This window comes from Streptomyces sp. NPDC090798, from assembly GCF_044768965.1.
Classification (GTDB): Bacteria; Actinomycetota; Actinomycetes; order Streptomycetales; family Streptomycetaceae; genus Streptomyces.
Genome location: NZ_JBIVXA010000026.1, coordinates 127,540 through 148,982, shown reverse-complemented (window position 1 = coordinate 148,982; position 21,443 = coordinate 127,540). Strand labels below are relative to the sequence as shown.

At 70.9% G+C, this 21,443-nt stretch carries 17 protein-coding genes and 1 pseudogene; 15 read left to right on the top strand and 3 right to left on the bottom strand.

Going from position 1 to position 21,443, the window contains the following annotated elements; genetic code table 11:
- Nucleotides 1–338: 338 nt before the first annotated feature.
- A complete protein-coding gene (locus ACIQTP_RS39465) occupies nucleotides 339–1,172 on the bottom strand; it encodes an HAD-IB family hydrolase (RefSeq protein ID WP_351426284.1) in 834 nt (277 codons plus the stop codon).
- A 596-nt stretch (nucleotides 1,173–1,768) separates the two neighbouring features.
- Between ACIQTP_RS39465 and ssd the strand changes: the two genes are divergently transcribed.
- The 7 genes from ssd to ACIQTP_RS39430 all read left to right on the top strand — a co-directional run bounded on the left by ssd (nucleotide 1,769) and on the right by ACIQTP_RS39430 (nucleotide 6,825).
- Nucleotides 1,769–2,863 carry a septum site-determining protein Ssd gene (gene ssd / locus ACIQTP_RS39460; protein ID WP_403409027.1) on the top strand — a complete coding sequence of 365 codons (1,095 nt, stop codon included), beginning with the start codon at nucleotides 1,769–1,771 and terminating at the stop codon, nucleotides 2,861–2,863.
- Nucleotides 2,860–4,053, top strand: a complete 1,194-nt coding sequence (locus ACIQTP_RS39455) for a TadA family conjugal transfer-associated ATPase (protein WP_403409025.1) — start codon at nucleotides 2,860–2,862, stop codon at nucleotides 4,051–4,053. Before ssd ends, ACIQTP_RS39455 begins: the two co-directional genes overlap by 4 nt.
- Entirely contained in the window at nucleotides 4,053–4,922 is an 870-nt protein-coding gene (locus ACIQTP_RS39450) for a type II secretion system F family protein (protein WP_403409023.1), read from the top strand. The genes ACIQTP_RS39455 and ACIQTP_RS39450 overlap by 1 nt, the downstream gene beginning before the upstream one ends.
- Nucleotides 4,919–5,701 (top strand): type II secretion system F family protein, encoded by a 783-nt coding sequence (locus ACIQTP_RS39445; protein ID WP_403409021.1) that lies wholly within the window; start codon nucleotides 4,919–4,921, stop codon nucleotides 5,699–5,701. The genes ACIQTP_RS39450 and ACIQTP_RS39445 overlap by 4 nt, the downstream gene beginning before the upstream one ends.
- An 80-nt stretch (nucleotides 5,702–5,781) precedes the next feature.
- Nucleotides 5,782–5,988: a DUF4244 domain-containing protein gene (locus tag ACIQTP_RS39440; protein WP_403409019.1), complete on the top strand. Its 207-nt coding sequence runs from the start codon at nucleotides 5,782–5,784 to the stop codon at nucleotides 5,986–5,988.
- Nucleotides 5,975–6,382 (top strand): TadE family type IV pilus minor pilin, encoded by a 408-nt coding sequence (locus tag ACIQTP_RS39435; protein WP_403409017.1) that lies wholly within the window; start codon nucleotides 5,975–5,977, stop codon nucleotides 6,380–6,382. The genes ACIQTP_RS39440 and ACIQTP_RS39435 overlap by 14 nt, the downstream gene beginning before the upstream one ends.
- A 110-nt stretch (nucleotides 6,383–6,492) precedes the next feature.
- Entirely contained in the window at nucleotides 6,493–6,825 is a 333-nt protein-coding gene (locus ACIQTP_RS39430; protein WP_403409047.1) for an Rv3654c family TadE-like protein, read from the top strand.
- Here the strand turns inward: ACIQTP_RS39430 and ACIQTP_RS39425 are convergent.
- Complete coding sequence (locus ACIQTP_RS39425) at nucleotides 6,791–9,244, bottom strand: DEAD/DEAH box helicase (RefSeq protein ID WP_403409016.1); 2,454 nt, start codon at nucleotides 9,242–9,244, stop codon at nucleotides 6,791–6,793. The two genes, ACIQTP_RS39430 and ACIQTP_RS39425, sit on opposite strands and share 35 nt — an antisense overlap.
- A gap of 80 nt (nucleotides 9,245–9,324) precedes the next feature.
- Between ACIQTP_RS39425 and bldG the strand changes: the two genes are divergently transcribed.
- From bldG to ACIQTP_RS39400, 5 genes are all read left to right on the top strand, one after another.
- Nucleotides 9,325–9,666, top strand: coding sequence for an anti-sigma factor antagonist BldG (gene bldG, locus ACIQTP_RS39420; protein ID WP_010986038.1), 342 nt, complete (start codon nucleotides 9,325–9,327; stop codon nucleotides 9,664–9,666).
- A 116-nt stretch (nucleotides 9,667–9,782) separates the two neighbouring features.
- Nucleotides 9,783–10,217: an ATP-binding protein gene (locus ACIQTP_RS39415; RefSeq protein ID WP_403409015.1), complete on the top strand. Its 435-nt coding sequence runs from the start codon at nucleotides 9,783–9,785 to the stop codon at nucleotides 10,215–10,217.
- A gap of 298 nt (nucleotides 10,218–10,515) precedes the next feature.
- Nucleotides 10,516–12,921, top strand: a complete 2,406-nt coding sequence (locus tag ACIQTP_RS39410; RefSeq protein ID WP_403409013.1) for a sodium-translocating pyrophosphatase — start codon at nucleotides 10,516–10,518, stop codon at nucleotides 12,919–12,921.
- A 212-nt stretch (nucleotides 12,922–13,133) separates the two neighbouring features.
- Entirely contained in the window at nucleotides 13,134–13,715 is a 582-nt protein-coding gene (locus tag ACIQTP_RS39405) for a small secreted protein (RefSeq protein WP_403409011.1), read from the top strand.
- 310 nt (nucleotides 13,716–14,025) lie between these two features.
- Nucleotides 14,026–15,555 (top strand): methyltransferase, encoded by a 1,530-nt coding sequence (locus tag ACIQTP_RS39400; protein WP_403409009.1) that lies wholly within the window; start codon nucleotides 14,026–14,028, stop codon nucleotides 15,553–15,555.
- Nucleotides 15,556–15,731: 176 nt separating this feature from the next.
- Here ACIQTP_RS39400 and ACIQTP_RS39395 read toward each other — a convergent pair whose 3' ends face one another.
- Nucleotides 15,732–15,860 (bottom strand): hypothetical protein, encoded by a 129-nt coding sequence (locus tag ACIQTP_RS39395; protein WP_403409051.1) that lies wholly within the window; start codon nucleotides 15,858–15,860, stop codon nucleotides 15,732–15,734.
- Here ACIQTP_RS39395 and ACIQTP_RS39390 point away from each other — a divergent pair.
- The 3 genes and pseudogenes from ACIQTP_RS39390 to topA all read left to right on the top strand — a co-directional run.
- Nucleotides 15,805–16,485: pseudogene (locus ACIQTP_RS39390) on the top strand (serine/threonine-protein kinase); the annotation flags it as partial. The gene ACIQTP_RS39395 and the pseudogene ACIQTP_RS39390 sit on opposite strands and share 56 nt — an antisense overlap.
- Nucleotides 16,486–17,152: 667 nt before the next feature.
- On the top strand, nucleotides 17,153–18,271 hold the full coding sequence (locus ACIQTP_RS39385) for a septum formation family protein (RefSeq protein WP_403409049.1): 1,119 nt from the start codon (nucleotides 17,153–17,155) through the stop codon (nucleotides 18,269–18,271).
- 319 nt (nucleotides 18,272–18,590) lie between these two features.
- Nucleotides 18,591–21,404, top strand: a complete 2,814-nt coding sequence (gene topA, locus ACIQTP_RS39380) for a type I DNA topoisomerase (protein ID WP_403409006.1) — start codon at nucleotides 18,591–18,593, stop codon at nucleotides 21,402–21,404.
- Nucleotides 21,405–21,443 lie beyond the last annotated feature (39 nt).

Genomic DNA, 21,443 nt, shown 5'->3' with positions numbered 1-21,443 from the left:
GGCGGTACGAGTTTTCGTACCGCCGCTGGCATGCTCACCGGGTTACCAAGCGTCCTCGATATATGCCCATCAGGTCGGGAGCTCCTGCCCGTCACCTGGTGCGGCTGGCCCGTAATCGACGGGTCGACGTCGCGTGGGTGCTCGATGTCCATGCGCGGTCCGTGGGGCCACGGTTGCGTTTGAAGGTGATCCTTTCGGATGTCCTTGGTCTCGCGGGCCGTTAACCCCTTTCTACTCCTGGTCCAGAGGAAGCGGAACCCCTGACTGCACTTCTTTACTTTTAGGTTCAAATGGGATAAATCGGACGCACATGTCCCGCATGCGCACGCGTGACGCGCTCACACCACCGTCGCGCGCCGCTTGCTCGCGTACCAGACGAGTCCCGCCGTGGCCGCCGCCGCTCCTATCGCGGCCGCCGCGACGAGCGCCGGACGCGGCGGCACCGACAGTGCGGGCAGCCGCTGCTTGAGTCGGACCGGCCGGTGGAAGTCCAGAATCGGCCACGAGCGGGCAAGCGCCTCGCGTCGCAGCGCACGGTCCGGATTCACCGCATGGGGATGACCGACGGCCTCCAGCATCGGAACGTCGGTCGCGGAGTCGCTGTAGGCGTAGCAGCGCGCGAGGTCGTACCCCTCGGACGCGGCCAGCTCCTTGACCGCCTCGGCCTTCGTCGGCCCGTACGCGTAGTACTCCACCTCTCCGGTGAAGCAGCCGTCCTCGCCGACGACCATGCGTGTGGCCACCACCCGGTCCGCGCCGAGCAGCTCTCCGATCGGCTCGACCACCTCCGCCCCGGAGGTGGAGACGATCACGACGTCGCGCCCGGCGGTGTGGTGTTCCTCGATGAGGGAGGCGGCCTCGTCGTAAATGATCGGGTCGATCAGGTCGTGCAGCGTCTCAGCGACGATCTCCTTGACCTGCTGGACGTTCCAGCCGCGGCACAGCGCGGACAGGTACGCGCGCATCCGCTCCATCTGGTCGTGGTCCGCGCCGCCCGCCATGAACACGAACTGGGCATATGCGGTGCGCAACACGGCCCTTCGGTTGATCAGCCCGCCTTGGTAGAACGACTTGCTGAACGTGAGCGTGCTCGACTTCGCAATGACCGTCTTGTCCAGGTCAAAGAAGGCTGCCGTGCGAGGCAAGGAGTGGTTTTCCACGGGCCCGAGCATATGCGCCCACCATTCGGGCTAGTGTGGGGCGCGTGGGTTTGCCTGAGAGGGCTCTCGGGTACACCATGGAAGTCACGGATCGTTCGCGACCGTGCTAACCCGGTCCGACTCCTCCCCCCCCGAGTCGGCCGTGGGGACGACCCCCGCTCTCCCCCCCGGCGGGGGTCGTCGCATGTCCGGATGGGTTTTTCCCCTCTTTCGCGCGGCCCCGGGACCCCGTTGTCACCGCTGTGGCCGCCCCTTTCGCATGTCCATGATTCGTCACTCTGTGTATCCGTGAGGCTGCTCTCTGGAAGTCACATGCGGCTCACCGGTATGGGTGAAGGCGATATTCACAACCCCTGAGTTGTCCACAGTTATCGACCAAGATCCACACGATTTTCTGGATCGCTGCACCGTGATTCCAGCGCGTCCCGCTCGCGGCGAGTTCCTCGCGGCAAGTTCATGGCCGGTTCCGTTTGTCGGACGCGTTTGGCCGGTTCGTATCGGCCGTTCATATGGAGGCCGCTTGCCGGTTCTTCACACGGGCGGGAATCGCGGGTCCGCAGGGGACCTTGCGAGCTCCGCGCAAGGAGCAGCGAAGGGGGCTGGAGATCGTGGCGGGAGCCATCACACACGACTTGCCGCCCGCCGCCGACGGGCGGCAGGGCGGACCATTGATCGTCACGGAGGACGCCGAACTCCTCGACGACCTGCTGCGCCTGTGCGCCGCGGCGGGCGCGAGGCCGGAGGTCCACCACGGGGTGCCTGAGGGTCGCGGCAGCTGGGAGGCGGCACCGCTCGTCCTGGTCGGCGACGACGCGGCGCGGCGCGTGCGCGGAGCAGCGCGCCGACGCGGAGTCGTGCTGGTCGGCCGGGACCAGGACGACTCCGGCGTCTGGAAGCGGGCTGTCGAGATCGGAGCCGACCACGTCCTGATGCTTCCGGACGGCGAGCAGTGGCTCGTCGACCGCATCGCCGACGTGGCCGAGGGAGTCGGCCGCCCCGCGCTCACCGTCGGCGTGATCGGAGGCCGCGGCGGGGCCGGAGCCTCCACGCTGGCCTGCGCGCTCGCCGTCACCTCTGCGCGCGAGGGACGTCGCACCCTGCTCGTGGACGCGGATCCCCTGGGTGGCGGACTCGACGTACTCCTGGGCGGAGAAGCAGCCGAAGGCCTGCGCTGGCCGGCGTTCGCCGCTTCCCGCGGCAGGGTCGGCGGCGGCGCCCTGGAGGAGTCCCTTCCCGAACTGCACGCGTTGCGCGTCCTCAGCTGGGACCGCGGTGACTCCGTCATCATCCCGGCGCAGGCCGTCCGCGCGGTCCTGGCCGCCGCCAGACGGCGCGGCGGCACCGTCGTCGTCGACCTGCCCCGCCGCGTCGACGAAGGCGTCGCGGAAGCCCTCGCCCAGCTCGATCTCGGGCTGCTGGTAGTCCCCGCCGATCTGCGCGCCGTCGCGGCGGCCAAACGGGTGGCGTCCGTGGTCGGCATGGTCCTGCGCGATCTGCGCGTCGCGGTTCGCGGCCCCTACGCGCCGGGCCTCGACGACCGGGAAGTGGCCCGCCTGCTCGGCCTGCCGCTGGTCGGCGAAGTGCCCGCGGAAGCCACGCCGCTGGACACCGGCGTGCCACCCGGGGGAGCGGCGCGGGGGCCGCTCGCCCGGTTCTGCACGGCCTTCTGGGAGCGGGTTCCGGTGGAAGGCGGGGGCGTATGAGCTGGGAGGCGGGCACGGGCGCGGGGACCGGCACGGGACTGCTGGACGGCGTACGGCAGTGGCTCGCCGAGAGCGGGTCGGAGCCGACTCCCGCGCGCGTGGCGCAGGCCCTGCGTGAGCAGGGGCGAGTGCTCGGAGACGCCGAAGTCCTCGGCGCCGCCGAGCGGTTGCGCTCCGAGCTGGTCGGCAGTGGGCCGCTGGAGCCGCTGCTCGCCGACCCGTCGGTGACCGACGTCCTGGTGTCCGCGCCGGACCGGGTGTGGGTGGACCGGGGCGGTGGCCTGGAACTGACGAGCGTCTCCTTTGTGGACGCGGCGGCCGTACGACGCCTCGCGCAGCGCCTCGCGGCCGTGGCCGGGCGAAGGCTCGACGACGCCCGTCCCTGGGTCGACGCCCGGCTTCCGGACGGCACCCGCCTGCACGCGGTGCTGCCCCCGGTGGCCGTCGGTTCCACCTGCCTGTCGCTGCGGGTCGTACGGCCGCGCGCGTTCACCCTCGACGAGTTGGTGGCGGCGGGGACAGTCCCGCCCGGCGGGGACCGGGTGCTCAGAGCCCTGCTGGACGCCCGGCAGTCGTTCCTGATCAGCGGCGGCACCGGAAGCGGCAAGACGACCCTGCTGAGCGCGCTGCTGGGGTTGGTCGGTCCCGGGGAGCGGATCGTGCTGGCCGAGGACTCGGCGGAGCTGCGGCCCGACCACCCCCATGTGGTGCGCCTGGAGGGGCGGCCCGCCAACCAGGAGGGCGTCGGACTCGTGGCGCTGCAGGACCTGGTCCGTCAGGCCCTGCGCATGCGACCGGACCGGCTGGTCGTCGGCGAGGTGCGCGGACCGGAGGTCGTGTCGCTCCTGGCGGCGCTCAACACCGGGCACGAGGGCGGCTGCGGCACGGTGCACGCGAACGCGGCGGCGCAGGTACCGGCCCGTCTGGAGGCCCTGGGCACGGCGGCAGGGCTCGACAGGGCCGCGCTGCACAGTCAGTTGGCGGCGGCACTGTCCGTGGTCCTGCATCTCGTACGCGACCGGGCCGGGCGGCGGCGGATCGCCGAGGTGCATGTCCTGGAGCGCGACGCGACCGGGTTGGTGGTGACGGTGCCCGCGCTGCGGTGGGGTGCCGAGGCGTTCGCGTACGAGCGGGGGTGGGAGCGGCTGCGGGGGCTGCTCCGGGACGGGACCGAGGGGAGTGGGCTGTGATGACGGGGGTCGGTGACATCTCGGTGGGAGCGGCCATGGCGTGTGCCGGGGCGGCGGCCTGGTTGATGGGCGGATGGGACGCGGGGGCGCGCAGGGCGCGGCTGCTGTGCGCGGGCGGCGGGGTGGTGGCCACCGGACCGCCGGCGTGGGAGCGGGCACGGGCCGAGTGGCGGCGACTGCGTGGGCGGCTGCGTCCCGAAGGGTGGTCGCTGGTCGCCGGGTTGGTGATCGCGGTACTGGGCGCGTCCGTGGTGCCGCTGTTCCTCGGGGCGGCCGGGATGCCGCTGCTCCGTCGAGTACGGCGGGCAGGGGAGGCGCGGCGCGCGGGGGAGCGTCGGGGTGCGGCGGTGATCGCCCTGTGCGGGGCGCTGGCCGGCGAGGTGCGGGCCGGGCATCAGCCGGGCGAGGCGTTGCGGAGAGCCGCGCGCGACTCGGGCGGGCTCGGCGAGGCGCAGGCGGTGGTGCTGGCGGCGGCGCGGTTCGGCGGTGATGTGCCGGGCGCGCTCACCGACGCGGCACGGCAGCCGGGGGCCGACGGGCTGGTGGGGCTCGCCGCGTGTTGGCGGGTGGCGGTGGACCGGGGCGCGGGCCTGGCGGCGGGACTCGACCGCCTGGAAGGGGCCCTGTGCGCGGAGCGGGACCAACGGGCCGATCTGCGCGCCCAATTGGCGGGATCGCGGTCCACGGCGGTGATGCTCGCGGGACTGCCCGTTCTGGGCCTTCTGCTCGGCACCGCGCTGGGCGCCGATCCGCTGCACGTGCTGCTGCACAGCGGGCCGGGCCTGGGCTGTCTGCTGGTCGGAGGGGTGCTGGAGGGCGTGGGGCTGTGGTGGGCGCTGCGCATCGTGAGAGGAGCGGAGGCGGCATGAGCACGGAAGTTGTCCACAGGCTGGGGGCGCTCGTGTGCGGGGTGCTGGCGCTGGGCTGGCTGCCGCGAGCGCTCGGTGCGGCGCGGCGTGAGCGACGGGCGCGCAGAAGGCTGACCGACCTGCTGGCCCTGGAGAGGGCACCCGGCAAGCGGCACTTCGCGGTCGGGGACGTAGTGCGGCGGTGGCTGCCGGTGGCGGCCGCGGTGTGCGCCGGCTGGGTGCTCGTCGGCGGTCTTGCCGGGGTTGTGGTGGGGCTGCTGGCCGGGTTCGGGGCCTGGCGGTGGCGGCAGCGACGTAGACCGGGGCCGGTGGAGGAGTACGACGCGGCATTGGCTGCCCGGCAACTCCCCCTGGCGGCTGACCTGGTCGCGGCCTGTATCGCGGCGGGGGCGGACCCCGTGGCCGCGGCGCAGGCGGTGGGCGAGGCCCTGGGCGGCCCGGTGGGGGAGCGGCTCGCGCGGGGCGCGGCGGAGGTACGGCTCGGGGGTGAACCGGTCGAGGCATGGCGGAGGGTGGCGTCGCTCCCGGGCGCGGGGGCGCTGGCGCGGCTGCTGGAACGGGCGGGCGAGTCGGGCGTACCGGCGGCCGTGCCGGTCGGGCGGCTCGCCATGGAGGCCCGCGCCGAGCGGGGCCGCACCGCGACGGCGCGGGCGCGTCGGGCGGCCGTCATGGTCACCGCGCCCGTGGGGCTGTGCTTTCTTCCCGCGTTCCTCGCGATGGGCGTCCTGCCCGTGGTGATCGGGCTGGCGGACGGGCTGTTGGGAGGGGGTGGCGGATGACGGGCGACGGCGTGGGTTGAACAACGGACGATCAGCTGGACGACGAACGAACAACAGGTTCGAACCTTACGGGGGTTGAGATGTGCAAGACGGTGAGCGTACGGATGCGGGCGTGGCTGCTGGGTCTGGCGGCGCGTAGGGACGCGGGAATGGTCACCTCCGAGTACGCGGTGGGTGTCCTCGCGGCGGTGGCCTTCGCGGCGGTGCTCTACAAGGTGGTGACGAGCGGCCAGGTCGGCGCGGAGTTGCAGGACATCGTGGGGCGGGCACTCAATGCGCCGATGTGAACGCGGGACGGCGGGTCGGTACCGGTACCGGTACCGGGATCGGAGACGGGACCGGGGATTCGTGACCGCCGAGGCCGCCGTGGTGCTGCCCTCGCTGGTGCTCGTCGGAATGGCGCTGGTCTGGGCCCTGCTCGCCGCATCGGCGCAGATCCAGTGCGTGGACGCGGCCAGGGCGGGCGCCCGCGCGGCGGCCCGTCAGGACTCACCGGACACGGTGGTGGCGACGACCCGCCGGGCGGCACCGCGCGGCGCCAGGGTCACGGTGACCAGGGAGGGCGACCTCGTCCGGGTCACGGTCAGGGCGAGCGCGCCGGGACCGGACGGACTGTCGCTGGAGCTGAGCGACGAGGCCGTGGCGTTGGCGGAGGAGACGGTGGGGGTGGTGAGGGGATGAGGGTCCGAAGCCGCGGTCACGGCGCGCGGACGGCCGCTCGGAAGAGACGGCACACCTACCGGACCCGTTGCTCGGACAGAGGATCGGCCACCGTCTGGACCGTCGGGGCGATCGCCGTGTTGTGCGTCGTGTTCGGGGCCGTCCTGGCCATGGGGCAGGCGGTCGTGGTCCGGCACCGCGCGGCGGGGGCGGCCGACCTGGCCGCGCTCGCCGCGGCGGACCACTGGGCGGACGGTGGCACGGCGGCCTGCGCCTGGGCGGACCGGGTGGCGCGGGCCCAGCGTGCCCGGCTGGTGCGGTGCGCCGTGGAGGGCGAGATCTCGGACGTCACCGCCGCGTCGGGCGCCGGACCCTTCGACGTGGAGGTCAGGTCCAGAGCCGGTCCCGCGAGACCACAGGAGCCGGGGTCTAGCCCTCCGGCGCCCCCCGCAGCAGCTCCGTGAGCAGCCGCACAGCGCCTCGTTTGTGCAGCGGCTCGTTCCCGTTGCCGCACTTGGGGGACTGGATGCAGGAGGGGCAGCCGGCCTCGCACTCGCAGGACGCGATGGCCTGGCGGGTGGCGGTGAGCCAGGCGCGGGCGGTGTGGAAGGCGCGTTCCGCGAAGCCCGCGCCGCCCGGGTGGCCGTCGTAGACGAAGACCGTCGGCAGGAGCGTGTCCGGGTGCAGCGGGATGGACACGCCGCCGATGTCCCAGCGGTCGCAGGTGGCGAACAGCGGGAGCATGCCGATCGACGCGTGCTCGGCGGCGTGCAGGGCGCCGCCGAGGATCTCCGGGCTGATCCGGGCCGCGTCCAGTTGGTCCTCGGTGACCGTCCACCACACGGCGCGCGTGCGGAGTGTACGAGGAGGGAGGTCGAGTTTCGACTCGCCCAGCACTTCACCGGTGATGACACGACGACGCAGGAAGGAGACGACCTGGTTGGTGACTTCGACGGAGCCGTAGCACAACCGGCCCTCGCCCCAGGGGACTTCGGTGTCCGTCTCCAGGACGGAGATGGACGTCGTGTCCCGGGCGACCGTCGAATACGGCGGGTTGGACTCCTCGACCAGGGCGACGGAGTCCTCCAGGTCCAGGTGCTTCACCAGGTACGTACGGCCCTGGTGGAGGTGGACCGCGCCCTCGTGGACCGTGGTGTGCGCGGAGCCCGCGTCGACCGTGCCGAGCAGCCGCCCGGTCCCGGCCTCGACGATCTGTACCGGACTGCCGCCCTCGCCGCGGATGTCGGTCAGGTCGGCGGCCCGCTCCCGACGGGTCCAGTGCCACGCCGACGTCCGTCGGCGCAGCAGCTTCGCGGCCTCCAGCTGCGGCAGCAGATCCGCGGCGGCCGGGCCGAAGAGCTCCAGATCCTCTTCGGTGAGGGGGATCTCGGAGGCGGCGGCGCACAGGTGCGGGGCGAGGACGTACGGGTTGTCGGGGTCGAGGACGGTGGATTCCACCGGCTGGTCGAACAGGGCCTCGGGGTGGTGCACGAGGAACGTGTCCAGCGGGTCGTCGCGGGCGACGAGGATGGCGAGTGCGCCCTGCCCCGAGCGGCCGGCGCGGCCCGCCTGCTGCCACAGGGAGGCCCGGGTTCCCGGGTAGCCCGCGATGACGACGGCGTCCAGGCCGGAGACGTCGACGCCGAGTTCGAGGGCGGTGGTGGCGGCGAGGCCGAGGAGTTCGCCGGAGTGCAGGGCGCGCTCCAGGGCGCGGCGTTCCTCGGGGAGATAGCCGCCGCGGTAGGCGGCCACACGCCGGGCCAGTGAGCGGTCGATCTCGGCGAGGCGCTCCTGGGCGATCACCGCGATCAGCTCGGCGCCGCGGCGGGACCGTACGAAGGCGACGGAGCGCACGCCCTGGAGGGTCAGGTCGGTGAGGAGGTCGGCCGTCTCGGCGGTGGCGGTACGCCGAACGGGTGCTCCCTTCTCGCCGTGCAGCTCGGTGAGCGGGGGCTCCCAGAGGGCGAACACGAGTTCGCCGCGGGGGGAGGCGTCGTCGGCGATCTCGACGACCGGGAGGCCGGTCAGCCGACGGGCGGCGACCGAGGGCTCCGCGGCGGTCGCGGAGGCCAGCAGGAAGACGGGGGAGGAGCCGTAGCGGGCGCACAGACGGCGCAGCCTGCGCAGTACCTGGGCCACGTGGGAGCCGAAGACACCGCGGTAGGTGTGGACCTCGTCGATGACGACGTACTTCAGGGCGCGGAGGAAGGAGGACCAGCGGGGGTGGGCGGGCAATATCCCGCGGTGCAGCATGTCGGGGTTGGTCAGGACGTAGTTGGCGTACTGCCGTACCCACTCGCGTTCCTCGAACGGAGTATCGCCGTCGTACACGGCTGGGCGAACCGCATTGCCCAAAGGTTGTGAAAGTTCCTTCACCGAACGGCGCTGATCGGCTGCGAGGGCCTTTGTGGGGGCCAGATAGAGCGCGGTGGCCCCCCGGCCGTTCGGAGCCTCGGAGCCGTCCAGAAGGGCCGTCAGGACCGGCGTGAGGTACGCCAGGGACTTTCCCGAGGCGGTGCCGGTGGCGACGATCACGGAGTCGCCGTCCAGGGCGTGCTCGGCGGCCAGTGCCTGGTGGGCCCAGGGGTGCTCGATGCCCGCGGCCTGCACCGCGGCGATGACCTCCGGACGGATCCGGTCGGGCCACACGGCATGGCGACCCGCCCGCGGGGGCAAGTGCTCCGTATGAGTGATGCGCGAAGCCCGACTTGGCCCCGAGGCGAGCCGGTCCAGGACCGTGCCCGGATCGGGGCGGGAAGCGGTGTCCGTCGAGGGTCGATCGGATCGGTGATTCTTGGCCATCGGCACCGAGTGTGTCACTGGCGTGACGGACAATGGGCCCAAGGCGTCGTGCACGCCTGCCGGTAAGTGATTGAATGCCATCGCGGCTGGCGAACCGTCCCGGGGGCTCTGCCGAGGTGTCCCTTGGGATGACCGCTCGATAGCAAGGTGCTGGAGGATCCGTGGACCTGTCCCTGTCGACCCGTACCGTCGGCGATCGTACGGTCGTCGAGGTCGGTGGCGAAATCGATGTATATACCGCGCCCAAGCTGCGCGAGCAGCTGGTCGAGCTGGTGAACGACGGCAATTTTCATCTTGTCGTCGACATGGAGGGCGTGGACTTCCTCGACTCCACCGGGCTCGGCGTGCTGGTGGGCGGCCTGAAGCGTGTGCGTGCCCATGAGGGCTCGCTGCGACTGGTCTGCAACCAGGAGCGCATTCTGAAGATCTTCCGCATCACCGGTCTCACCAAGGTGTTCCCCATCCACACCTCGGTCGAGGAAGCGGTAGCGGCCACCGACTGACCCCGTCCCCGGGCCTCACGAGTGATGTGGTGTCCGAGACGGTAGAAGCAATGGACGGGGGACCGGGCCTCGGCGGCCCGGCCCCCTGACAGCACGCCCGTAGTTGAGGGGGATGCATGGCCACCGTTGAACTCCGCTTCAGCGCGCTGCCCGAGCACGTCAGGACCGCCCGACTGGTGGCGGCAGCGGTGGCGCGCAGGGCCGGAGTGGACGAGGCCGTCCTCGACGAGGTCAGACTCGCCGTCGGCGAGGCCTGTACTCGTGCCGTCGGACTGCACCAGAGCAGCGGCATCTCGGCGCCGGTGCGGGTGACGCTGACCGAGGAGGAGAAACAGTTCTCCATCGAGGTCGGTGACGAGGCGCCGCGTTCGGCGCCCGGTGAGACGGCACCCGGTGCCTCGGGTGATCCGGACATGGATGCCGAGGAGGACGAGATGGGCCTTGCGGTCATCAGTGGCCTCGTCGACGATGTCGAAGTCACCGCCGGTGAGCACGGTGGACTGATCAAGATGAGCTGGCCGACCACGCCGCCGGCCGCGCTCGTTCCCTGATCGCACCCCCGCAACACACTCGAAGGGCCCTGCTGAGCAGGGCCCTTTTTGTATGCCCGGTACCGGCCGACCCGCCCTCCGCCTTTTCGTGAATTCATTCACGATCAATCACGCGATTATTGGATCAAGCGTCAACGCTTTTAGGGCATTACTTCTTTTGGGTTCCATGGATGGCCGTCGATCATTTGCTGATGGGCATGTGAAGGCGAATTCCGCTTACCGGGCACTGTTTTGATCAGGTTCCGGTACCTACAATCCGTCCACATCTTGAGCTCAGCACAGGCGTCAAGGAGGACGAATGGCGGGGCTTTCTACCCCTCATCAGTTTGACCATCCCACAACCTTCGCATCCGCAGTACTGACCAATGACAATCGCTTGATCGTGATGGTCATCGGTGCCGTGGCCCTGGCGGCCCTGGCGGTCGCCGGGGTGCTGGTACGGCAAGTGCTCGCGGCCGGCGAGGGCACCGACAGCATGAAGAAGATCGCGACGGCCATCCAGGAAGGCGCGAACGCCTACCTGGGACGGCAGATGCGCACCCTCGGTGTATTCGCCGTCGTGGTGTTCTTCCTGCTCATGCTGCTGCCCGCGGACGACTGGAATCAGCGCGCCGGACGATCGATCTTCTTCCTGATCGGCGCGGCGTTCTCGGCGACCACCGGTTATATCGGTATGTGGCTCGCCGTACGCAGCAACGTCCGCGTGGCCGCCGCGGCAAGGGAAGCGACTCCGGCCAAGGGCGAACCCGAAAAGGATCTCACCGCCGTCTCGCACAAAGCCATGAAGATCGCTTTCCGTACCGGCGGCGTCGTCGGCATGTTCACGGTGGGGCTCGGTCTGCTGGGCGCCTCCTGTGTGGTGCTGGTGTACGCGGCCGACGCGCCGAAGGTCCTGGAGGGCTTCGGTCTCGGCGCGGCGCTGATCGCCATGTTCATGCGTGTCGGCGGCGGCATCTTCACCAAGGCCGCCGACGTCGGCGCCGACCTGGTCGGCAAGGTCGAGCAGGGCATTCCGGAGGACGATCCGCGCAATGCCGCGACCATCGCCGACAACGTGGGCGACAACGTCGGCGACTGCGCCGGCATGGCAGCGGACCTCTTCGAGTCGTACGCCGTCACGCTCGTCGCCGCGCTGATCCTCGGCAAGGCGGCGTTCGGCGACGCCGGGCTCGCCTTCCCGCTGATCGTGCCCGCGATCGGCGTCCTCACCGCGATGGTCGGCATCTTCGCGGTGGCACCCCGGCGCTCCGACCGCAGCGGCATGTCCGCGATCAACCGCGGCTTCTTCATCTCCGCGGTGATCTCGCTGATGCTGGTGGCGGCGGCCGTCTTCATCTACCTGCCGGGGAAGTACGCCGACCTCGACGGCGTCACGGACGCGGCGATCAGGGCCAAGGACGGCGATCCGCGGATCCTCGCGGTCGTCGCGGTGGCCATCGGCATCGTGCTCGCCGCCCTCATCCAGCAGTTGACCGGCTACTTCACCGAGACCACCCGTCGTCCCGTACGGGACATCGGCAAGAGCTCGCTCACCGGCGCGGCCACCGTCGTCCTCGCCGGTATCTCCATCGGTCTGGAATCGGCCGTCTACACCGCCCTGCTGATCGGCCTCGGCGTCTACGGGGCCTTCCTGCTCGGCGGTACGTCGATCATCCTCGCGCTGTTCGCGGTGGCGCTCGCCGGAACCGGTTTGCTCACCACGGTCGGCGTCATCGTCGCCATGGACACCTTCGGTCCGGTCTCCGACAACGCGCAGGGCATCGCCGAGATGTCCGGCGACGTCACGGGCGCGGGTGCCCAGGTGCTCACCGACCTGGACGCGGTGGGCAACACCACCAAGGCCATCACCAAGGGCATCGCCATCGCCACGGCCGTCCTCGCGGCCTCGGCGCTCTTCGGCTCGTACCGGGACGCGATCCTCACGGCCGCGAACGACGTGGGCGAGAAGGTCTCGGGGCCCGGCGCGCCGCTGAACCTGATGATGGACATCTCGCAGCCCAACAACCTGGTGGGCCTGATCGCCGGCGCGGCGGTCGTCTTCCTGTTCTCGGGCCTCGCGATCAACGCGGTGTCCCGGTCCGCGGGGGCCGTGGTCTACGAGGTGCGGCGGCAGTTCCGAGAGCACCCCGGGATCATGGACTACACGGAGAAGCCGGAGTACGGGCGCGTCGTCGACATCTGCACCAAGGACGCCCTGCGGGAGCTGGCCACTCCGGGTCTGCTCGCCGTCCTGGCGCCCATCGCCATCGGCTTCACGCTCGGCGTCGGCGCGCTCGGTTCGTATCTGGCGGGCGCGATCGGCACCGGCACGCTGATGGCGGTCTTCCTCGCCAACTCCGGCGGTGCGTGGGACAACGCGAAGAAACTCGTCGAGGACGGCCACCACGGCGGCAAGGGCAGCGAGGCCCATGCCGCCACGGTGATCGGCGACACCGTCGGCGACCCCTTCAAGGACACCGCGGGCCCCGCGATCAACCCGCTCCTCAAGGTGATGAACCTGGTGGCGCTGCTGATCGCACCCGCGGTCGTGAAGTTCTCGTACGGCGACGACAAGAACCTCGGCATGCGCATCCTGATCGCGGTGCTCTCGATCCTCGTGATCGTGGGCGCGGTGTACATCTCCAAGCGGCGCGGGATCGCCGTGGGTGACGAAGGCAACGCGGAACGAGTGTCCAAGTCTCACGACGCCGCGGTGGTTTCGTAGCGTTCGGGTCTTTGGGCAGGTCCCCACGGGCGGGCGGCACGCAGCGACGTGTCGCCCGCCCGTCGTTTGTGTGTGTTCACACCCGAGTCGTGAGCCTTCTCTCTCATGGAGCAAATGGCTGCAATAGCGACTAAATCGGAAATTCGCCATGGGGGTGGCACCCATGTGGCGTGTAAGTTCCGGGGCCGAGAGCCACGGAAGGGACCAATCCGGTGAACAAGAAGCTCGCGGCCGCACTGTCCGGCGGTGCGGTACTGGTGCTGGCGCTGTCGGCATGCAGCAGCGGTAGTAGCAAGGACGACAAACTGGACCCCTGGGCCAAGCAGGTCTGCGACGCGGTGCAGCCCCAGGTCCAGAAGATCGCGGCCGCCAACACCGCGATCCAGAAGGAGACCACGGACCAGAGCGCACCGGCGGACGTGCAGAAGGCCGACTCCAAGGGCTTCCAGGACATCTCCGACGCCTACAAGGCGATGGCGGCCGCCATCGAGAAGGCCGGCCCGCCGGACGTGGACAGCGGCAAGACCAAGCAGGAGAACGCGGTCAAGGAGCTCAACGCCCTCTCCGCCTCCTACGCCGATCTGGGGAAGCAGTCCGACGCGCTGAACACGAAGGACCAGGCGAAGTTCGCGGACGGTCTCGACGGTGTCGCCAAGCAGTTGGAGAAGCTCAGCAAGACCGGGACCGACGCCCTGAAGGAGCTTGAAGCGGGCGACGTCGGCAAGGCGATGGCCAAGCAGGCGAGCTGCAAGTCCGCCTCCGCGTCCGCCTCGCCGGCGACCACCCAGGGCTGACCCCCCGGGGAACGACCGCAGAGCGACCGCAGGGCGGGGTCCGTCCCGTCACCGGGTAAGGCGCCCGGTACGCGCGCGTACCGGGCCCGTGGCGCATGCCTGCGGCTCCCAGTGGGCCCTACGGCTCCCAGCGCATGCCCTACGGCTCCCGGCGCATGCCCTATGGCTCCCAGCGCATGCCCACGACTCCCGCGACGACGCATGGCCCCCGGCTCCCGGTGCAAGCCCTCACGACTCCTCGTGCGGGCTTGTCCACATTGGCACGCACTCTGTCCACAGGTGTACGTCCCTTTCGGCGGGAACGGACACAATGGGGGACGTGAGTCACACCAGCCTGTCACCGTTGCCCTCCTCCGACCGCGTCGACGTCGCCGCTCGGCTGCGCGACGCCCTGCTCGGCGCCTCCTTCACCGCCGACGGCCTGCTCGACCTGCTCGGCGCCCCCGCGTACGCGGCGCTGGCGCGCAGCGAGACCGTGCCCGCGCTCCGGGCGACCCGCGGGGACACACCGCTGGAGACGCTCGTACGGCTGTTCCTGCTCCAGCAGCCCGTGCCGCACGCACGCGTGGCGGACGTGCTGCCGGTGGAGGACGGCCTGGAGAGCGGCTGGCTGACCCGGGTGGGCGCGGACGAGATCGCCGCGACCGTGGACATCCGGCCGTACGGCGGGCCCGGCGGCGAGGACTGGTTCATCGTGTCCGACCTGGGGTGCGCAGTCGGCGGCGCGGGCGGCATCGGCAGCCGCGAAGAGGGCGTCGTCCTGGGTGTGGGCGGCGCGTCCACGACCCTGGCCGGCATCACCGTCCGTACGCCCGTCTCCTCCGCGCTCGACCTCGGCACCGGCTCCGGGATCCAGGCCCTGCACGCCGCGCAGCACGCCACGCGCGTGACCGCGATCGACCTCAACCCGCGCGCCCTGCACATCACCGCGCTCACCCTCGCGCTCTCCGGTGCCCCGGCGGCCGATCTGCGCGAGGGCTCCCTCTTCGAACCGGTCGCGGACGACGAGACGTACGACCTGATCGTCTCGAACCCGCCCTTCGTGATCTCGCCCGGCGCCCGGCTCACCTACCGCGACGGCGGGATGGGCGGGGACGATCTGTGCCGCACGCTCGTTCAGCAGGCAGGGGACCGGCTCAACGACGGCGGGTACGCGCAGTTCCTGGCCAACTGGCAGCACGTGGAGGGCGAGGAGTGGCAGGACCGGCTGCGCTCCTGGGTGCCGCGCGGCTGTGACGCCTGGATCGTGCAGCGCGAGGTGCAGGACGTCACGCAGTACGCGGAGTTGTGGCTGCGCGACGCGGGCGACCACCGCGACGACCCCGCCGAGTACCAGGCCCGTTACGACGCCTGGCTGGACGAGTTCGAGGCCCGCAAGGTCAAGGCCGTCGGCTTCGGATGGATCACGCTGCGCAGGACGGCGGCCGCCGAGCCCTCGATCACGGTCGAGGAGTGGCCGCACTCCATCGAGCAGCCGCTCGGCGAGACCGTGCGCGCGCACTTCGACCGCGTCGACTACCTGCGGGCGAGCGACGACGCGGCCCTGCTCGCCGGGCACTTCAGGCTCGTGGCCGAGGTCGTCCAGGAGCAGGTCGGGCTGCCCGGCGCCGAGGACCCGGAGCACGTGGTGCTGCGCCAGCACCGCGGGATGCGCCGGGCCACGAAGGTGGACACGGTCGGGGCGGGCTTCGCGGGCGTGTGCGACGGCACGCTGAGCGCCGGGCGGATCCTGGACGCCATCGCCCAATTGGTCGGCGAGGACCCGGTGTTGCTGCGTGACCGGACGCCCGCGCAGATCCGGCTGCTGGTGGAGCAGGGGTTCCTCGAGCCCGCGGAGTGAAGGGCTGAGTCGCATGTGCCTGTTCTGACGGGATTGGGCAACATTGATATGGATTGGTCCGTAAAAGGGCTCCTGTCAGTGGTGCGTGCGAAGCTACCTTCAAGAGACAGGCTCCATGCGTCCTCGGGGGAGGCGCGCTGTCTCGGGGGAGGCGCCAAGGCGGGGGAGACGCCGGATCAGGGCGAGGGCAGGATCATCGGCGGCCGGTACCGGCTGCTGCGGACGCTCGGCACGGGCGGCATGGGCAGGGTGTGGCTCGCGTACGACGCGGAGTTGGCCTGCGTGGTCTCCGTGAAGGAGATCACGCTGCCGGACGTGCCGATGGACGCGGCGGAGCATGGACAGCGTGCCGCCCGGGCGCGCAGTGAGGCCCGGCACGCGGCGCGGCCGCGCGGGCATTCTCATGTGGCCACCGTGCACGACGTGGTGGTGCACGAGGGACTGCCGTGGATCGTCATGGAGTACGTGCCGGACGCGGTCGATCTGCAGGCGGTCGTACGGCAGTCGGGGCCGCTGTCGCCCGCTCGGGCCGCCCGGGTCGGGCTCGCCGTCCTCGACGCGCTCTCCGCCGGACACCGGATCGGGATCCTCCACAGGGATGTGAAACCGGCCAACATCCTCCTGGCGCCCGACTCTTCGGGCGATCCCTACGCGCGCGTACTGCTCACCGACTACGGGATCGCGCTCCAGCCCGAGTCCCGTGAGCCCCGGCTCACCGCCACCGCCGGCATCCTCGGCACGCCCGGTTATCTCTCCCCCGAGCGCGCCCGCGGCGAGCCGCCCACCCCGGCCGCGGACCTCTTCTCCCTCGGCGCCACGCTGTACGCCGCCGTCGAGGGCCGCGGTCCCTTCGACCGGCCAGGTCAGTACGCGACCTTGACGGCCCTGCTCGGCGAGGAACCCACCCCGCCCGTCCGCGCCGGTGAACTGACCTCCGTGCTGCACGGACTGCTCGTCAAGGACTCATTGCGGCGGTCGTCGCCGGAGGCGGTCGCGCGCGGCCTTGAGCGGGTGGTGCAGGCGGCGGAGGGCGGGGTGGGTGTTCGGGCCACCGCCGGGGTACGTCGCGGGGCCGTCGCCCGGGCACGTCGCGGGGGCGTCGCCCGGATCTGCCGCGGGGGCGTCGCCCGGATCTGCCGCCGGGCCGTCGCCCGGGTATGCCGCCGGGGCACCGCCCGGGTTCTTCGCCGGGGCACCCCCCGGGTATGTCACGGGCTCGCCTCCGGGGGCCCCACAGATCCCCGGTGTCCCGCAGTCTCCAGATGTCTCGCAGATCCCTGGCGTTCCGCAGACCCCCGGCGTTCCGCAGATCCCCGGCGTTCCGCAGACCCCCGGCGTCCCGCAGACCTCAGGCGCGCCCCCGGCCCCGAACGCCCCGCACAACCCGAACACCCCGCACACCCCCAACACTCCACCCGGCTGCCCAGCCACCCCCGGTGGCCTGCTCGGGCCGGTCTCCGGTACCCCGCCTCCGTACGGCCCTTGGCGGCCGTCCACTCCCAGTGGCGCGTACGAGTGGAATCCGTACGCCGGGACCGACGCGCCCACCCGGTCCACGGCCCGCCCGCCCGGCCGCCCGAGCGCCGCAAGAGGCCCCATGGTCCCCGTCGTCGCCCTCGTCGCGGGCGTCCTCCTGGTGGCCGTCGGCGGCACCTGGGCCGCCGTCCCACTCACCGGCGACGACCGGCGCATGAAGGACACGAAGAGCACGAAGGACACGACCGCGAAGAAGAGTCCGACAGGGAGTCCGTCGTCGGGACCGACGGGGCCGGTGTATCCGTACGGCGAACAGGTGGGCCTCACCAAGCCGTTGCAGGCGGGCGACTGCGTGAAGGCGGTCTGGTCGGGGGCCGCCTTCAAGTCGGCGCTCAACCTGGGCGTCGTGAACGGCGCCAAGGACTGGCCGGACGGCCAGGTCGTGGCCGGTGACACGGCCGACGACTACGCCGACGCCCTCGCCCATGGCGCGCAGCGCTGCACCGCCCAGAGCACGGCGACGGCCGACGCCCTGTCCGACGCGGGTGTCTACGCCGTCGTACCGGCGAAGGACGGGTTCGGCGCGGCCAAGGGCGGTACGGCATGTCTCGTGCTCGGACGTCATGTCGCGATAGGCGGCGAAGTGGGGCGGTTCCGGGACGCGGGCGTGAATCTGTGGCCCACTCAGATGGGCACCGGGGACTGCTGGAACTACGCGGAGAAGGGCAAGAGCTTCGATGCTCGCCTGGCGGACTGCGGTGAGCCGCACACCGACCAGGTGATCGGCACCGCGCGGGCCGCGGCGGGCATGGACTGCAAGAAGGCCCTCGCCCAGGGAGGCAAGCTCTGTACCAACAAGTTCGCGTCGAGTCGGGCGTCCGACACGGAGCACACCGTCTCCGGTTGGCTGGCCAGTGAGGAGGAGTGGAATCAAGGTTTCAGCAAAGTCGTGTGCACCGTGAGACGGGTCACCGCACGCGGACGGGCGAGCGGATACCCGACCCGGCCGCGGTCTGAGCGGTCCATGGGGCGCCGTCTTCCCGGCGTTCACCGCAGGTTCGCACGTCGGCTTCCGGGGAGTGGCAGCCTCCCCACCCTGGGGCTACGGGGTGGAAGGACATATCAATGGAAAGCGGACCAGCGATCTTCGTGGGGACGGTGTTCGCCCTGTTCGGGGGCGGACTGCTGGTCTGGACCGCGGTGCGGGTGCGGCACGGCGAGCCCGTCGCCGTCGGTGTGAACCGCGTCGCATCGGCGACGCTCGCCGGAGTCGCCGGAGCGGGTGCGCTGGCGCTCGGGATGTGGTGTCTTACGCGCGCGTGAGAGGCGGCTCTCCGGTAACTGAGAGGTCACGCTCCGGATAGGCCCGAAAGGGCCGCTGGACACTCCGGGCGGCAGGAATGGCGGTAGTCGGGTTACCGTTCGAGTGGCCGTTGCGGGCTTTTCCCGTTTGACACGGGGGCGGGATGTACCGTCACACTCCGCAGCGTCAGCATGACCCGACCCCCGGGACCAAGGCCTGGGGAGACCCCCTGCGTCGACCGGAGAGAAGAGCGAAGTTGTCCCCGACCAGCGACACCGCACACGGCGGCCGCCGACTCGTCATCGTCGAGTCGCCTGCCAAGGCGAAGACGATCAAGGGCTATCTCGGCCCCGGCTATGTCGTCGAAGCGAGCGTCGGGCACATCCGCGACCTCCCCAACGGCGCCGCGGAGGTGCCCGAGGAGTACACCGGCGAGGTGCGCCGCCTCGGCGTGGACGTCGAGCACGACTTCCAGCCCATCTATGTCGTCAACGCCGACAAGAAGGCCCAGGTCAAGAAGCTCAAGGACCTGCTGCGCGACTCGGACGAACTCTTCCTCGCCACCGATGAGGACCGCGAGGGCGAGGCCATCGCGTGGCACCTCCAGGAAGTGCTCAAGCCTAAGGTCCCGGTCAAGCGGATGGTCTTCCACGAGATCACCAAGGCCGCGATCCAGGCCGCGGTCGCCAACCCGCGCGAGCTCAACCAGAAGCTCGTCGACGCCCAGGAGACGCGCCGCATCCTCGACCGCCTCTACGGCTACGAGGTCTCGCCGGTCCTGTGGAAGAAGGTCATGCCGCGGCTGTCGGCGGGCCGTGTGCAGTCCGTGGCGACCCGGCTCGTCGTCGAGCGGGAGCGCGAGCGCATCGCCTTCCGCTCCGCCGAGTACTGGGACCTGACTGGCACCTTCGGCACCGGCCGCGCCGGTGACGCCAGCGACCCGTCCAACCTGGTCGCCCGTCTGACCGCGGTCGACGGAAAGCGCATCGCTCAGGGTCGCGACTTCGACTCGCTGGGCCAGATCAAGGGCGCGAACACGCTCCACCTGGACGAGACGAACGCCCGTGCGCTCGCCGCCGCCCTGGAGAACACGAACTTCGCGGTCCGCTCGGTCGAATCCAAGCCGTACCGCCGCTCGCCGTACGCGCCGTTCCGCACGACGACCCTCCAGCAGGAGGCCTCGCGCAAGCTCGGCTTCGGCGCGAAGGCCACCATGCAGGTGGCCCAGAAGCTGTACGAGAACGGCTTCATCACGTACATGCGTACGGACTCCACGACCCTCTCGGAAACGGCGATCTCCGCCGCCCGCGCTCAGGTCACGCAGCTCTACGGCGCCGACTACCTGCCGGCCCAGCCGCGGACGTACGCCGGGAAGGTCAAGAACGCGCAGGAGGCGCACGAGGCGATCCGTCCCTCGGGTGATCGTTTCCGCACCCCGGCCGAGACGGGCCTGACCGGTGACCAGTTCAAGCTGTACGAGCTGATCTGGAAGCGAACCGTCGCCTCCCAGATGAAGGACGCGGTCGGCAACTCCGTCACCGTGAAGATCGCGGGCACCGCCTCCGACGGCCGCGACGCCGAGTTCAGCGCGTCCGGCAAGACGATCACCTTCCACGGCTTCCTGAAGGCGTACGTCGAGGGCGCGGACGACCCGAACGCCGAGCTCGACGACCGCGAGCGCCGTCTCCCGCAGGTCAACGAGGGCGACCCGCTGTCCGCCGAGGAGATCACGGTCGACGGGCACGCCACCAAGCCCCCGGCCCGCTACACCGAGGCGTCGCTGGTCAAGGAGCTCGAAGAGCGCGAGATCGGCCGCCCGTCGACGTACGCGTCGATCATCGGCACGATCCTCGACCGCGGATACGTGTTCAAGAAGGGCACGGCACTCGTGCCGTCCTTCCTGTCCTTCGCCGTGGTCAACCTCCTGGAAAAGCACTTCGGGCGGCTCGTCGACTACGACTTCACGGCCAAGATGGAGGACGACCTCGACCGCATCGCGCGGGGCGAGGCACAGGCCGTGCCGTGGCTCAAGCGGTTCTACTTCGGCGAGGGCGACGCCGCGGGTGCCGCCGAGGCCGGCAACGGCGACGGGGACCACCTGGGCGGCCTCAAGGAGCTCGTCACCGACCTGGGCGCCATCGACGCCCGCGAGGTGTCGTCCTTCCCGGTCGGCGAAGGCATCGTGCTGCGTGTGGGCCGCTACGGCCCGTACATCGAGCGCGGCGAGAAGGACTCCGAGAACCACCAGCGTGCGGACGTGCCCGAGGACCTGGCCCCGGACGAGCTGAGCATCGAGCTCGCGGAGGAGCTGCTCGCCAAGCCGAGCGGCGACTTCGAGCTCGGTACGGACCCGGAGTCGGGCCGCCAGATCATCGCCAGGGACGGCCGCTACGGCCCGTACGTCACCGAGGTGCTCCCCGAGGGCACCCCGAAGACGGGCAAGAACGCCGTCAAGCCGCGTACCGCCTCACTCTTCAAGTCGATGACGCTCGACACGGTGACGCTCGGCGACGCCCTCAAGCTGATGTCCCTGCCGCGCGTCGTCGGCAAGGACGCCGAGGGCGTGGAGATCACCGCGCAGAACGGACGCTACGGGCCGTACCTGAAGAAGGGCACGGACTCGCGCTCCCTGCAGTCCGAGGACCAGCTCTTCACCATCACCCTCGAAGAGGCGCTGGAGATCTACTCCCAGCCCAAGCAGCGCGGGCGCGCGGCCGCCAAACCGCCGCTCAAGGAGCTGGGCGAGGACCCGGTCAGCGGGAAGCCCGTCGTGGTCAAGGACGGCCGTTTCGGGCCGTACGTGACCGACGGCGAGACCAACGCGACCCTGCGCTCCGCCGACAGCGTCGAAGAGATCACTCCGGAGCGCGGTTACGAGCTGCTGGCGGAGAAGCGCGCCAAGGCTCCCGCCAAGAAGACCGCGAAGAAGGCCGCCGCCAAGAAGACGGCGACCAAGAAGGCCCCTGCCAAGAAGACGGCCGCAAAGAAGACGACGACTTCGAAGACGGCTGCCAAGAAGGCTCCGGCCAAGAAGGCCGTTGCCAAGAAGACGGCGGCTTCGGAGAACTGAGGTCCGGGCTCGAGGCCTCTGCCAGGTCTGGCTGCCTCT